This window comes from Paenibacillus sp. GCM10027627 (genome assembly GCF_042675505.1).
Lineage (GTDB): Bacteria > Bacillota > Bacilli > Paenibacillales > Paenibacillaceae > Pristimantibacillus.
Genome location: NZ_JBHTHB010000009.1, coordinates 45903 through 59871, shown reverse-complemented (window position 1 = coordinate 59871; position 13969 = coordinate 45903). Strand labels below are relative to the sequence as shown.

The following is a 13969-nucleotide window of genomic DNA, read 5'->3' as shown; positions in this document are numbered from 1 at the left end:
CGATTAACGTTTGAATTATTTGATCATAATTGTAATGGAGGTGAACCATTATGGTTAGACGAATGATACAGTTAATCGGATTATTGTTTGGCGGCATGGCAGGTAGCGAAGTGCATGGATGGGTGAACGGTGCAGCCGTATGGACAAGCTCTTCGTTTGGCATGCTGCAGCAATCCGGCACTTATTACATGAATGTAGCAGTTGGGGCTCTTATCGGTGTGGTGGCGGCAACTATTTTGGCAGGTCCCGCAGTGAAAGCCATGCAGCGCGGAGTGCTGCTGACTTCGGAAATGCCGCTTCGGCAATTGCTGTCTGGTACGGGAGGATTGTTGTCAGGTCTTCTGTTGTCGGTGCTGCTCTATCCGGCTGTAGCAGATTTCAGCGGTGTTGGCGTACTGCTTCCCGCCGTTATGGCGCTGGCGTTTGGTTATTTGGGTCTGCGAATCGGCCTCGCGAAACAAGAGGAAATCGTTGAAGGTCTGACTGCCCTGGCGGAGAAAAAACGGCCAAGTTCGGCAAACGGCGAGCCGGGCGGATATGAAGAGCATAAAATTTTGGACACAAGTGTCATTATCGACGGGCGGATTGCGGATATTTGCAAAACGGGATTTATCGAAGGCACACTTGTCATTCCTGAATTTGTGCTGGAGGAGCTTCAGCATATTGCCGATTCTTCGGACTTGCTTAAACGCAACCGGGGCCGCAGAGGTCTTGATATTTTGAATAAAATACAGAAAGAGCTAGATGTTCGGGTGTTGATTTACGAGGGCGATTTCGAAGAAATCGGCGAAGTGGACAGCAAGCTGGTCAAGCTGGCTAAAGCGCTGCAAGGCAAAGTCGTCACCAACGATTTCAATCTCAATAAAGTATGCGAGCTGCAAGGCGTCTCGGTGCTCAACATAAACGATCTTGCCAATGCCGTTAAGCCTGTTGTGCTGCCGGGAGAAGAAATTATCGTTCAAGTGATTAAGGATGGCAAGGAGCATGGACAAGGAGTCGCTTATTTGGATGACGGCACGATGATTGTTGTGGAGGGTGGACGCGATTATATCGGTACGACGATGGAGGTGCTGGTCACCAGCGTACTGCAAACATCGGCGGGACGGATGATATTTGCGAAGCCTAAGCTGTTGGAAAAAGCGCTGTAACAAGGTATGATAGTACTATTGTACATAGATGCCGATGGAGGGCGATTATCGCCGAAGGGATCTTGCAGCGCGTAACGAACAGAAAAAGCCTGCTATGGCAGCGAAAGTCGTTAACGCGAGGACAACGCTTAAGGCAGGTAGACCATATGAATGTAAAATGGGGCGTCGTCATCGTTGCGGCCGGTCGCGGCTCAAGGATGGGAACGAAGGAAAGCAAACAATATTTGTCCCTAGGGGACAAGCCGATCCTAGTCCATACGCTGGAGCGATTCCAGTGTATGGACTTTGTCGAGGAAATCGTCCTGGTTGTAGGAGAGGGCGATCTTGCTCGCTGCGAGCAATGGGTGAGCCTATATGGCTTAACCAAAGTGGCGGGCGTCTTAAGCGGCGGGCAAGAAAGGCAGCATTCGGTGCTGCGGGGACTTATGGCCATCCGCTCCGACTGGGTCATGGTGCACGACGGCGTTCGTCCGTTTGTAACGGAAGCCGCAGCGGGCAACTGCTGCAAAACGGCGCTGGCGAGTGGAGCGGCCGTGCTGGCCGTCCCGGTGAAAGACACCATTAAGCAGGTGGACGAGGCGGGAGTCATCGTGTCCACGCCGGATCGCAAAAGCTTGTGGGCGATACAGACGCCGCAAGCTTTTCGTCGTGAGCTGCTGCTGGAAGCGCATCGATTGGCGCAAACGGACGGATTTTTGGGAACCGACGACGCGATGGCGGTGGAACGGATGGGAGTTCCGGTCGCTGTAGCGGAGGGAGATTACACGAACATTAAGATTACGACGCCGGAAGACTTGCCCTATGCGGAGTTTTTGCTAGAGCAGCGGGCGAAGAGAGGGGATTCATAAATGATACGGGTTGGACAAGGTTTCGACGTACATCAATTGGTAGAGGGCAGACCCTGTATTATTGGGGGCGTAAACATTCCATATGAAAAGGGGCTGCTCGGGCATTCCGATGCCGATGTGCTGCTTCACGCGATTTCCGACGCGATTTTGGGAGCGCTTGGACTCGGCGATATCGGAAAGCATTTTCCCGATACGGACGATGCTTTTAAAGATGCCGATAGCTTGAAGCTGCTGGAGCGGATATGGGAGCTTGTGGTGGAGAGAGGCTACCGGCTCGGCAATATCGATTGTACCATTATCGCGCAAAAGCCGAAGATGCTTCCCTACATTCCGCAAATGGCGGAAGTGATAGCCGGAGCGCTGCAAGCGGATGTGTCGCAAGTCAACGTTAAGGCAACGACGACGGAATGGCTCGGCTTTACAGGCCGGGGAGAAGGGATCGCCGCTCAATCCGTTGTGCTGCTTCTCAAAAACGAAGCTTAGGCTTTCACTATATTATTTTGCGGGAGGACTATTGTTATGACATCTGAAGTTCGGGTGCGCTATGCGCCATCGCCAACAGGGCATTTGCATATCGGCAACGCAAGAACGGCCTTATTTAATTATTTATTCGCCAGAAACCAAGGCGGCAAGTTTATTATTCGGATTGAAGATACCGACGTAAAACGCAATGTGGCAGGCGGGGAAGAAAACCAGCTTACTTATTTAAAATGGCTCGGCATCGACTGGGACGAGAGCATCGATATCGGCGGGGGTTACGGCCCTTACCGCCAGACGGAGCGTCTAGATATTTACCGCGAGTATTGGCAGCAGCTGCTGGACAAGGGTCAAGCTTACCGCTGCTATTGCACGGAGGAGGAGCTGGAGCGCGAGCGCGAGGAGCAGATGGAGCGCGGCGAGACGCCTCGATATTCCGGCAGACACCGCGATTTGACGGAGGAGCAGCGTGTGGCGTTCGAAGCGGAAGGCCGTGTGGCGAGCATCCGGTTCCGGGTGCCGGAAGGACGCACTTACGCTTTTGACGATATGGTGAAAGTGAATATCAGCTTCGATACGGCGGAGATGGGCGATTTTGTCATCGTGAAAAAAGATGGCATTCCAACGTACAACTTTGCTGTGGTGCTGGACGACCATCTGATGAAAATTAGCCATGTTTTGCGCGGGGAAGACCATATTTCCAATACTCCGCGCCAGCTTATGATCTATGAGGCGTTTGGCTGGGAGCCGCCGGTATTCGCCCATATGACGCTAATCGTAAACGAAAACAAAAAGAAGCTGAGCAAGCGCGACGAATCGATCATTCAATTTATCGAGCAGTATGACGCTTTAGGCTACTTGCCGGAGGCGTTGTTCAACTTCATTACGCTGCTGGGCTGGTCGCCGGAGGGCGAGCAGGAGATGTACACGCGCGACGAGCTTGTGTCCGTCTTCAATGCGGATCGCCTTAGCAAAAGCCCGGCCGTCTTCGACACCCAGAAGCTGAGCTGGATGAACGGCGAATATATGAAAAAGGCTGATCTTGCCCGAGTAGTCGATCTTTGTCTGCCTCATTTGCAAAAAGCCGGTTCCGTGACGACAGAGCTTGATGCGGAAGGCCGGGAGTGGGTAACGGCACTGGTGGCGCTTCATCAGGACAAGCTGCGCAGCGCTTCGGATATTGTTGCCGTAACGGAGCTGTTCTTCCGGGAGACGGTGCTGGAGGAAGAGGAGGCGGCGGCCGTGCTGGCCGAAGAAACGGTGCCGGCTGTGCTTGGATCATTCCTTTCACTGCTTGAAGCGGATGCCGCTCCATTTACGGTGGACGGAATTAAAGAGATGATCAAAACAGTGCAAAAAGAGACGGGCTGCAAAGGCAAAGCGCTCTTTATGCCAATTCGCGCCGCACTGACGGGGCAAACGCATGGGCCGGACCTTAACCAGTCCATCGTGCTGCTCGGCAAATCGAAAGTGACGGACAGGCTGAAAGCCCGCTTGGCCTAAAAGGCTCTCCGGCGCTCATTTTGCGCTGGATTAGACTTGCACTTTTTGCCCGTTTCGGTATACTATGACTATTAATACAATGAACCGGCCTTGAACAGGAGAAGTACGTTAAATTGTGGATTCGCAGAGAGGACAACCGTCATTCGAATCGATAGCGGCAAAGCAAATTTGGTTTGCCATTAATCAAAGAATGGGGCTGCAAGTTGTCCAGTCCATACAAACGGAAATATGCACCTGGGAGCCTTGTTCCGAGCTGCCGTCACATCAGTTGCAATGGCTGTGACAGCGGGGTAGGCGGCAACGTAACGTCTGCGTTAAAGACGAAGAGATGACAGCCTCCCGGATAGACGCCGGCGTGCTGTTCAAGCAGAGTGGAACCGCGAGTTTACACGCCTCTGCAGCATTTGATGCTGCGGAGGTTTTTTTATTTTGGCAATAGTCGAAGTTAATGCTTGGCAGCTTGAAGGGAGAGTTCATTATGCTCAGCGAGTTTCGCTCGGACGTGTTGACGGTGTTCGAGAACGATCCGGCGGCGAGGAGCCGATTCGAAGTTGTTTTTACGTATTCCGGAGTTCATGCCATTTGGGCGCACCGTATTGCTCATCCGCTTTATAGAAGGGGTTGGTTTACGCTTGCGAGAGTGATTTCGCAGGTAAGCCGGTTTATGACGGGAATCGAAATTCATCCGGGGGCAAGGATCGGCAGAAGGCTTTTTATCGACCATGGGATGGGCGTTGTGATTGGGGAAACTTGCGAGATCGGCGACGATGTGGTCATCTATCAGGGAGTTACGCTAGGCGGTACGGGCAAGGAGAAGGGGAAGCGGCATCCGACGATCGGCAACAATGTGGTCATTGGCTCGGGGGCTAAGGTTTTAGGATCGTTCACAGTGGGAGACAATTCCAGTATAGGGTCAAATGCGGTCGTCTTGCGGCCGGTGCCGGAAAACTGTACGGTAGTCGGCAATCCGGGACGCGTCGTAAGGCGCAACGGGGAAAGAGTCGGCGACAGGCTCGACCATACGCAGCTGCCCGATCCGGTTATCGAAATGTTTAGGGCGATGCAAAAAGAAATAGACGGTCTGAAGTCGGAGCTGAATTGGCTTCGGGAATCGGAGTTTGGAGGGAATACGGAATCATGACGGTATCTATTTATAATTCATTGACGCGTTCGAAAGATAGCTTTCAGCCGCAGGAGCAGGGCAAAGTCAAGATGTATGTTTGCGGGCCGACAGTTTATGATTACATCCATATAGGAAATGCGCGTCCGGTCATCTTTTTTGATGTGGTGCGCCGTTATTTGGAGCATGCGGGCAATAAGGTCGACTATATCGTGAATTTTACCGATGTAGACGACAAGCTGATTCGCAAAGCGGAGGAGCTGGGCACGACGGTTCCGGAGGTGGCGGAGCGTTTTATCGAGGCGTTTAATGCCGATATCGAATCGCTCGGAGTGCGCAAGGCAACGCTGAATCCGCGTGTAACCGAGCATATGGACGAAATTATCGCGTTTGTGGCGGGGCTTGTGGAAAAAGGCTATGCCTATGAAAGCGAAGGTGATGTCTATTTCAGAACGGCTAAGTTCGAGGAATACGGCAAGCTTTCGCATCAAAATATTGAGGAGCTGCAATTCGGCATCCGTGTCGAAATTGGCGACCGCAAAGAAAACCAGGGCGACTTTGTGCTTTGGAAAGGCGCGAAGCCAGGCGAAATCAAATGGGATAGCCCATGGGGACCGGGGCGTCCGGGCTGGCATATCGAATGCTCGGCGATGGCGCGCAAATATTTGGGCGATACGCTCGATATTCACGGCGGCGGGCATGATCTTCAATTCCCGCATCACGAATGCGAGGTTGCTCAATCGGAGTCGCTTACAGGGAAGCCTCTGTCCAACTATTGGATGCACAACGGCTTCGTTAATATCAACAACGAAAAGATGTCCAAATCGCTGGGGAACGGCGTTACGGTGAACGAGCTGGTAAAGAGGATCAAGCCGCAGGCTATCCGCTACTTCATGCTATCGTCTCATTACCGCAGCCCGCTTAACTTTAGCGACGATACGATTGCCCAAGCGGAAAACAGCGTGGAGCGCATCGCGAACTGCTATGCCAACTTGAAGCATCGTTTGGATGCGGTAAAAGCGGCGGGAGGGGAAGCTGCGGCTGGCGATTCCGCTGGACTTAAGGAGAAGCTGTCCGCAATCGAAGCCCAGTTCGCAGCGAAAATGGGGGACGACTTCAATACGCCTGACGCGATTACGGCGCTGTTTGAGCTTGTGGCCGAAGCCAACCTTTATTTGAAAGGCGAAGCTGTTTCCGAGGAAGGGCTTGCTTTGCTTCTTGCGTCGTTTGACCGCATCGACAATGTACTGGGGCTGCTTCCGTCGGCTTTGGGGAACGATCTGCTGGATGAAGAGATCGACGGTCTTATTCAGGAGCGGACGGAAGCCCGCAAATCCAAAAATTGGGCGCGGGCCGATGAAATTCGCGACCTGTTGAACGAAAAAAACATTGTTCTTGAGGATACGCCGCAAGGTATCCGCTGGCGGCGCAAATGACGCGGCCTTTGGATGAGGCGGGACTCGTTCCCGCCAACCCTCTGGCGTTGCACGTTCCGCCGCTCAAAACGGGGCTGATCAATCCCGTCGTGCTGGCGTATATGGGGGATGCCGTGTTTGAGCTGCTGGTGCGGCAATACTTGATTTCGTTGCCGAACAACAAGTCGCACCATCTCCATAAGGAAGCGACCAAGCTGGTGTCGGCGAAGGCTCAGCGGGAGACGCTTGAGCGCTTGCAGCCGCATTTAACGGAGGAGGAGCAGGATATCGTCCGGCGCGGGCGGAACACAAAGTCCGGCGCGCCGCCGAAAAACGCCGATCCCGCCGATTATCGGATGGCCACCGCGCTGGAGTGTTTGGTCGGCCATTTGTATTTTGAAGGCCGGCTGGACCGCATCGGCGAGCTGTTTCAAATCGCTTTGGCGGAGCGCGAACAGTGATAGCCACATAGCGCTTTAAGGCTTAATGGCGAAAAAGAAATTCAACGAGATTACAACATCATTTTGAACAGGAAGCAAGGAGGGCTATTATGTCCATTGAAGAAAACCAGGAAGAGCTTATTGCAGGGAAACATCCTGTACTTGAAGCGCTGCGTTCTGGACGGGAAATTAATAAAATTTGGATTGCCGACGGCGCGCAAAAAAGTTTGACGCAGCCGATTACGGCTGAGGCTAAGAAACAAGGCATTATCGTTCAATTTGTGGACAAGCGCAAGCTGGACGGCATGGCCGCCGGCGTCGCCCATCAAGGCGTTATTGCGCAGGCTGCCGCATTTGAATATGTGGAAGTGGAAGAACTGCTTGATCGGGCGAAAAGCCGCGGCGAAATGCCGTTTATACTGCTGCTGGATGAAATCGAGGACCCGCACAATCTCGGTTCCATTCTTCGTACTGCTGAGTGTACGGGAGCGCATGGCGTCATTATTCCAAAACGGCGTTCCGCGGGGCTTACGGCAACGGTTTTGAAAACGTCGGCCGGGGCGGCCGAGCATGTGCCGGTGGCGCGGGTGACGAATCTGGCTCAAACGATAGACAAGCTGAAGGAAGCGGGCGTATGGGTAGCCGGTACAGACGTCAGCGCCAAGCAGGATGTGTACAAAACAAAGTTTGATATGCCGCTTGCCATCGTCATTGGAAACGAGAGCAAAGGGATGGGGCGCCTAATCAAAGAAAAATGCGATTTTTTAGTGAAGCTTCCGATGCTTGGACAGCTTAACTCCTTGAATGCTTCCGTTGCCGCGGGCGTGCTCATGTACGAGGTTGTCAGACAGCGCCGGAGCGAATAGGCCATGAGCCGGCGCAACGACGTTTTGCTTGTGGATGGCTATAACATAATCGGAGCCTGGCCGGAGCTGGAAAAGTTGAAAGAACATGATCTGGAGGATGCCCGGGACAAGCTGCTGGATATGCTGGCGGATTATCAGGGGTTTACCGGCATGGGAGTATACGTTATTTTTGATGCCCATCAAGTTCCGGGCCTGGGCGCGACATTCAAGCAGCACAAGCTGACTATCGTCTATACGAAAGAGAAGGAAACGGCGGACGAATGCATTGAAAGGCTGTGCAACGAGTTCATTACGAGAAGGCGCAATGTTTATGTGGCAACCTCAGATTTGGTCGAGCAGCACGTCGCGTTCGGCAAAGGCGCGCTGCGCGTATCCGCTCGCGAGCTTCTGATTGACATTGGGCAGAACCGGCGGCAAATCGAGCATACGATCCGAGAGGAAGGGCCAATCAAGCGCAACTCGCTGGACCAAAATATAAGCCTGGATGTCTGGAGTAAGCTGGAAAGGCTTAGACGAGGGGAAAAATAGGAAAAGTGAACTGAAGTGAAGCGCTTACAACTAGTTCCACAAAGTTACATTTTTGCTAGAATATCGATACTTTTTAGGGTTGCGATTGGTTGACGGTGCAAGGTTACATAATGTATACTGACTCTATGTTTAAAGATAAGAAGATATAAGATTCCTCCTGATGGAAGTCTTATATGATCGCGTAGCTGGATTGCCTGATGGTGGGCGGATGCCGGTTGTCTACGCGTGCAATCTTATGAATCTAGCGCGGTGTACGCCTTGCAGGCCGGAGGGATAGTGTGTGAGTATCGACCTCAAAGAATGGAGTACGCTCGAATACGAATGCAGCTCAGATGAGGAAATTGTAGAGGCGGTCCGTAACGGCGACAGCATGGCGCTGGAATATTTGATCAACAAATACAAAAACTTCGTGCGCGCCAAGGCGCGGTCCTATTTTCTAATCGGGGCCGATCGCGAGGATATCGTGCAGGAAGGGATGATCGGCCTGTACAAAGCGATTCGGGATTTCAAGGGCGACAAGCTAGCCAGCTTCAAAGCCTTCGCCGAATTGTGTATCACGAGGCAAATCATTACCGCCATTAAGACGGCTACCAGGCAGAAGCATATTCCCCTTAATTCTTACGTTTCTTTAGATAAACCTATCTATGACGAGGATTCGGACCGAACGCTGCTCGACGTTATTTGCGGAACGAGAGTGTCGGATCCCGAAGAGCTCATCATCAACCAAGAAGAGTTTGTCGGCTTAGAGGACAAGATGTCCGAGATTTTGAGCGATTTGGAGCGCAAGGTTCTGATGCTTTATTTAGACGGGCGTTCTTATCAAGAAATCGCAGTCGATCTGGACAGGCATGTCAAGTCGATTGACAACGCTTTGCAGCGCGTCAAGCGCAAGCTGGAGAAGTATTTGGAAGTTCGGGATTTCGGCGGCTTATAGCCTTTATTCGGCTCATCCTTTTTTGCGAAAATGTTCGATAGAGGTTTTCTGACAACGGACTGTCTTTTCTGTCTGACGTTTTTCAGGCAGTGAAGACAGTCCATTGGTTTTAAAAGAAGAGTTGTCGTCCATACTGGTAGAATCCAAATCCGGATCCGATGCCAAATATTCGCAGGCTGCGCCCCCTATTCATTGATTGACACAGGATAGGCCGTATGATAAAGTGTTTTAGGTAGGCCTAAATTCGAGGTTTTTTTCGTATTGGCGATGGAATCAATGAAAATCATATAGAGCTTCATGATTCGTATTTTTGAGCAGTTCGGGAGGTGTAATTCAATGCGGGTAATTATCACGTTGGCATGCACAAACTGCAAACAAAGAAACTATGCGACGACAAAGAACAAGCGCAATCACCCCGACCGCATCGAGTTGAAGAAGTTTTGCAAGTTCTGTAACGAGCAGACTCCTCATCGCGAGACGCGATAGTCCATTGGAGGTGTGACCGTGGCTTTTTTGGCGAAACTGAAGCAAGGCTTTGGTACAACGTTTAGTTTTTTTGCCGACAGCTGGGCGGAGCTGAAGAAGGTTCGCTGGCCAAGTCGTAAAGAGTTAACTAGCTATTCTCTAATCGTACTTTGTACGGTAGTAGCAGTAACGATTTACTTCTGGCTTCTTGACATCGGGATCTCGGAATTGGTTCAGCTGATTGTCTAAGAAGGGACCAAAGGTGGATTATTGATGGAAAAAAGATGGTATGTCGTGCATACGTACTCCGGCTATGAGAACAAGGTGAAAGCCAACTTGGAGCGCCGGGTTGAATCAATGGGCATGGAAGACAAGATCTTCCGCGTGCTCGTTCCTATGGAGGACGAAGTCGTAGAGAAGGACGGGAAGAAAAAGACCGTTCAACGTAAAGTCTACCCTGGCTACGTTCTTGTAGAAATGGTTCAAACCGATGATTCCTGGTATGTTGTTCGCAATACGCCGGGCGTAACGGGTTTCGTTGGTTCGACAGGATCTGGCTCTAAGCCGACTCCTCTGCTGCCTGATGAAGTGGAACAGATTTTGAAACACATGGGCATGGAAGAGCCGAGGCCGAAGATCGAGTTCGAACTGAAGGAAACGGTACGCGTCAAGGTAGGACCTTTTGCAGATTTTGTCGGTTCAGTAGAAGAAATTTTACTCGACAAGGCAAAACTGAAGGTTCATGTCAATATGTTTGGCAGGGAAACCCCGCTTGAGCTGGATTATACTCAAGTGGAGAAGATATAACTATCTGGTTTCCGGAGCAGGCGCATGAGAATGCGTGTGTATATCAAGGCAAGGAGGTGTGACTCATGGCAAAAAAGGTCATCAAGATGGTCAAGCTTCAAGTTCCAGCAGGTAAAGCGAACCCTGCGCCGCCAATCGGTCCGGCACTAGGTCAAGCAGGCGTTAACATTATGGCGTTCTGTAAAGAGTTCAACGCTCGTACTGCGGATCAGGCAGGTCTGATTATTCCAGTCGTGATCACTGTATTCGAGGACCGTTCCTTCACTTTCGAAACAAAGACTCCGCCGGCAGCAGTATTGCTCCGCGTAGCAGCTGGTATCGAAAAAGGATCTGGCGAACCGAACAAGAAAAAAGTCGCAACGGTTAAACGTGATAAAGTTCGCGAAATCGCTGAGACAAAAATGCAAGATCTAAACGCGGCTTCCGTTGAAGCAGCAATGCGTATGGTTGAAGGTACTGCGCGCAGCATGGGCGTTACTATCGTCGACTAATGCGGATTCGTCCGTTCAGGACGAGGATGCTTGCGATGTCTTCGGACATCTCGCTTTGCGAGGCTTTCGAGCTCTCGCGGGTGGGAGGATCATCCCTTTGAGGGTGTTCCGCTATAACCACATAAGGAGGAACTTACAATGGCTAAACACGGTAAAAAATATGTAGAAGCTGCTAAGCTGATTGACAGCGAAGCAACTTACGAGCCGGCACAAGCGATTGAGCTTGTGAAAAAGGCAGCGACAGCTAAGTTCGACGAGTCCGTCGAAGTAGCGGTTCGTTTGGGTGTAGACCCACGTAAACAAGACCAAGCGGTACGCGGCGTTGTCGTACTTCCGCATGGCACAGGTAAAACTAAACGCGTTCTCGTTTTCGCAAAAGGCGAAAAAGTGAAAGAAGCGGAAGCTGCTGGCGCTGACTATGTTGGCGACGCAGACATGATCAACAAAATCCAACAAGGCTGGTTTGACTTCGACGTTTGCGTAGCAACGCCGGACATGATGGCTGAAGTTGGTAAGCTCGGCCGTATCCTGGGCGGTAAAGGTCTTATGCCTAACCCGAAAGCAGGTACTGTAACGTTTGACGTTGCAAAAGCCGTTCAAGAAATCAAAGCAGGTAAAATCGAGTACCGTCTGGACAAAGCGGGTCAAATCCACGCTCCAATCGGCAAAGTATCGTTCGACGCTGAAAAGCTGAACGAAAACTTGAAAGCTCTGATCGACGCTCTAGTTCGCGCTAAACCAGCTGCAGCTAAAGGCGTTTACCTGAAAAACATTGCTGTTTCTTCCACAATGGGCCCTGGCGCTCGTGTATCGACTGCAACTTTCCGTTAAGTCGAGAAGAAACGCTGCTTAAATTCGAATACGCATACCGTAGACAGTAGGTGCCTGATGAAGGCTTAATTTCCTACCGAGGTGTTATGATAAACGTTTAGGAATGCGGCAGGGCCTTGGCCTTGCTCGCGATCGACAACGACTTCATGGCCTTCGCATCGTCTGCGAAGGCCTTTCTCATGCACCAAAGGAAAGGAATATCTTTCGTATTTACGGGATGTATAATATTACGGGAGGTGTACAGAATGGCTAACGCAAAGATCATCCAAGCGAAACAAGAAGCGGTTGAAGTAATCGCATCGAAGCTTACTTCCAGCTCCAGCACAGTAGTAGCTGACTATCGCGGATTGAACGTTGCGCAAGTAACTGAACTTCGGAAACAGCTCCGCGAAGCGGGCATCGAATTCCAAGTTTTGAAAAACTCGCTCGTTCGCCGCGCTACCGAAGGTACAGAACTTGCGGGACTTAACGATATTCTTACAGGACCTACAGCAATTGCATTCAGCGGCGAAGACGCTGTTGCTCCAGCTAAAATCCTTAATGATTTCGCTAAGAAAAACGACGCATTGAAGCTGAAAGGCGGCATCGTAGAAGGTAAAGTGGTTGGCACAGAGCAAATTAAAGCTCTTGCTGAGCTTCCTTCCCGCGAAGGTTTGCTTTCCATGCTCCTCAGCGTGCTTCAAGCTCCAGTTCGCAACTTCGCGCTTGCGGTTAAAGCAGTTGGAGAGAAGCAAGAAGCTGGCGCTTAATATCGCCTAGCAGCAACAATCGAAGCACGGTAATCCGGCTTCGCTATATTAGCAACACCCAACCAAAACTAAACCATTTTCGGAGGTATATACCATGTCTAAAGAGCAAATCTTGGAAGCAATTAAAGGTATGACTGTTCTTGAACTGAACGATCTTGTTAAAGCAATCGAAGAAGAATTCGGCGTAACTGCTGCAGCTCCAGTTGCAGTTGTAGCTGGCGGCGGCGCTGCTGAAGCTGCTGTTCAAACAGAATTCGACGTTATTTTGACAAGCGCTGGCGCTTCCAAAATCAACGTAATCAAAGTTGTTCGCGAAATCACAGGTCTTGGCCTGAAAGAAGCGAAAGAACTGGTTGACGGCGCTCCAAAACCAATCAAAGAAAAAGTTGGCGAAGACGAAGCTAACGCTGTTAAAGCTAAGCTTGAAGAAGCTGGCGCTAACGTTGAAGTTAAGTAATTTGACTTCACTATATGGCCGATTGGCAGGCTAACATGCAGGCTGCGGCCGACGAACCCCTTGAAACTTGCCGTTTCAAGGGGTTCGTTTCATGTTATGCGTCAATAATGTTAAGGAGGCGAAGGAATGTCAGGTCACTATTATTCCAAAACGCCAAATGTAGACCATAATCGGCAAGACCATAACGATTCGCTGAGAGGGTATGCCATGACTTTTGTCACGGATTCAGGGGTCTTCTCCAAAGCGGGAGTCGATTACGGAAGTCGTGTATTAATAGAAGCAATGGAATTAGGCGAGCGGGATCGGGTTTTGGATGTTGGCTGCGGCTATGGGCCGATCGGTCTGACGGCGGCAAAGCTTTCGAGCGAAGGCCATGTCACGATGATCGATATTAATGAACGCGCCGTGGAGCTGGCAAAGGAAAACGCAAGGAAAAACAAAATCGGCAACGTAACGGTATTGCAAAGCGATTTGTTCGAAGCGGTCAAAGGTAAGCAGTTTGATGCCATTTTGACCAATCCTCCTATTAGAGCGGGGAAGGCGGTCGTTCATCGTATTTTTGAAGAAGGATACGAACAGCTTGCAGAGGGCGGCAGCATGTGGGTTGTCATTCAGAAGAAGCAGGGCGCTTCTTCCGCTATGGACAAGCTGCAGTCTATTTTTGGAGAAGTAGAGGAAGTAACGAAAGATAAAGGCTATCGCATATTGCGGGCGCAAAAAGCAGGTAGAAATGATTTGACTTGACATTTTGAATATGGTAATATTATAAAATGTCAGCATAAAATTGCTTGAAATCTCTTTAGTCAACTAAAATGTCAAGTGCAAATTTTCAGCGCGGCATGCATATTTTTATGGCATTTGACGTATAATGTTTACATTTTGGGCAAAAT

The 13969-nt window shown here is 50.7% G+C and carries 19 protein-coding genes and 1 other annotated feature; all 19 genes read left to right on the top strand.

From position 1 onward, the window contains the following. The first annotated feature begins 50 nt into the window (after positions 1–50). The 19 genes from ACFQZE_RS23015 (at position 51) to ACFQZE_RS22925 (ending at position 13823) form a co-directional block, all read left to right on the top strand. Complete coding sequence (locus ACFQZE_RS23015) at positions 51–1148, top strand: PIN/TRAM domain-containing protein (RefSeq protein ID WP_379361530.1); 1098 nt, start codon at positions 51–53, stop codon at positions 1146–1148. A 146-nt stretch (positions 1149–1294) separates the two neighbouring features. Beyond that, positions 1295–1996 carry a 2-C-methyl-D-erythritol 4-phosphate cytidylyltransferase gene (gene ispD, locus ACFQZE_RS23010; RefSeq protein WP_379361528.1) on the top strand — a complete coding sequence of 234 codons (702 nt, stop codon included), beginning with the start codon at positions 1295–1297 and terminating at the stop codon, positions 1994–1996. After that, complete coding sequence (ispF, locus tag ACFQZE_RS23005) at positions 1997–2479, top strand: 2-C-methyl-D-erythritol 2,4-cyclodiphosphate synthase (RefSeq protein ID WP_379361526.1); 483 nt, start codon at positions 1997–1999, stop codon at positions 2477–2479. Between the two features lie 36 nt (positions 2480–2515). Then, complete coding sequence (gene gltX, locus ACFQZE_RS23000) at positions 2516–3976, top strand: glutamate--tRNA ligase (RefSeq protein WP_379361524.1); 1461 nt, start codon at positions 2516–2518, stop codon at positions 3974–3976. A 115-nt stretch (positions 3977–4091) separates the two neighbouring features. Then, on the top strand, positions 4092–4259 hold the full coding sequence (locus tag ACFQZE_RS22995; protein WP_379361522.1) for a hypothetical protein: 168 nt from the start codon (positions 4092–4094) through the stop codon (positions 4257–4259). A 195-nt stretch (positions 4260–4454) separates the two neighbouring features. Further along, positions 4455–5117: a serine O-acetyltransferase gene (cysE, locus tag ACFQZE_RS22990; RefSeq protein WP_379361520.1), complete on the top strand. Its 663-nt coding sequence runs from the start codon at positions 4455–4457 to the stop codon at positions 5115–5117. Further along, positions 5114–6532 carry a cysteine--tRNA ligase gene (gene cysS, locus ACFQZE_RS22985; protein WP_379361518.1) on the top strand — a complete coding sequence of 473 codons (1419 nt, stop codon included), beginning with the start codon at positions 5114–5116 and terminating at the stop codon, positions 6530–6532. Before cysE ends, cysS begins: the two co-directional genes overlap by 4 nt. Continuing rightward, a complete protein-coding gene (locus ACFQZE_RS22980) occupies positions 6529–6972 on the top strand; it encodes a Mini-ribonuclease 3 (protein WP_379361516.1) in 444 nt (147 codons plus the stop codon). Before cysS ends, ACFQZE_RS22980 begins: the two co-directional genes overlap by 4 nt. A gap of 89 nt (positions 6973–7061) precedes the next feature. Continuing rightward, positions 7062–7817 (top strand): 23S rRNA (guanosine(2251)-2'-O)-methyltransferase RlmB, encoded by a 756-nt coding sequence (gene rlmB, locus ACFQZE_RS22975; protein WP_379361514.1) that lies wholly within the window; start codon positions 7062–7064, stop codon positions 7815–7817. A gap of 3 nt (positions 7818–7820) precedes the next feature. Beyond that, a complete protein-coding gene (locus ACFQZE_RS22970; protein ID WP_379361512.1) occupies positions 7821–8345 on the top strand; it encodes an NYN domain-containing protein in 525 nt (174 codons plus the stop codon). Positions 8346–8625: 280 nt separating this feature from the next. Continuing rightward, complete coding sequence (gene sigH / locus ACFQZE_RS22965) at positions 8626–9279, top strand: RNA polymerase sporulation sigma factor SigH (RefSeq protein ID WP_379361510.1); 654 nt, start codon at positions 8626–8628, stop codon at positions 9277–9279. Positions 9280–9615: 336 nt separating this feature from the next. Then, positions 9616–9765 carry a 50S ribosomal protein L33 gene (gene rpmG, locus ACFQZE_RS22960; protein WP_082967189.1) on the top strand — a complete coding sequence of 50 codons (150 nt, stop codon included), beginning with the start codon at positions 9616–9618 and terminating at the stop codon, positions 9763–9765. Positions 9766–9783: 18 nt separating this feature from the next. After that, on the top strand, positions 9784–9993 hold the full coding sequence (gene secE / locus ACFQZE_RS22955; protein ID WP_379361508.1) for a preprotein translocase subunit SecE: 210 nt from the start codon (positions 9784–9786) through the stop codon (positions 9991–9993). Between the two features lie 24 nt (positions 9994–10017). Then, positions 10018–10551 carry a transcription termination/antitermination protein NusG gene (gene nusG / locus ACFQZE_RS22950; RefSeq protein ID WP_379361506.1) on the top strand — a complete coding sequence of 178 codons (534 nt, stop codon included), beginning with the start codon at positions 10018–10020 and terminating at the stop codon, positions 10549–10551. Positions 10552–10616: 65 nt separating this feature from the next. Next, entirely contained in the window at positions 10617–11042 is a 426-nt protein-coding gene (rplK, locus tag ACFQZE_RS22945) for a 50S ribosomal protein L11 (RefSeq protein ID WP_068679396.1), read from the top strand. Positions 11043–11180: 138 nt separating this feature from the next. Beyond that, entirely contained in the window at positions 11181–11873 is a 693-nt protein-coding gene (rplA, locus tag ACFQZE_RS22940) for a 50S ribosomal protein L1 (protein WP_379361503.1), read from the top strand. A gap of 19 nt (positions 11874–11892) precedes the next feature. Further along, positions 11893–12061 (top strand) — a sequence feature (ribosomal protein L10 leader region). 57 nt (positions 12062–12118) lie between these two features. Further along, on the top strand, positions 12119–12622 hold the full coding sequence (gene rplJ / locus ACFQZE_RS22935) for a 50S ribosomal protein L10 (protein WP_379361501.1): 504 nt from the start codon (positions 12119–12121) through the stop codon (positions 12620–12622). A 94-nt stretch (positions 12623–12716) separates the two neighbouring features. After that, a complete protein-coding gene (gene rplL / locus ACFQZE_RS22930) occupies positions 12717–13079 on the top strand; it encodes a 50S ribosomal protein L7/L12 (protein WP_379361499.1) in 363 nt (120 codons plus the stop codon). 126 nt (positions 13080–13205) lie between these two features. Next, on the top strand, positions 13206–13823 hold the full coding sequence (locus ACFQZE_RS22925) for a class I SAM-dependent methyltransferase (protein WP_379361497.1): 618 nt from the start codon (positions 13206–13208) through the stop codon (positions 13821–13823). Positions 13824–13969 lie beyond the last annotated feature (146 nt).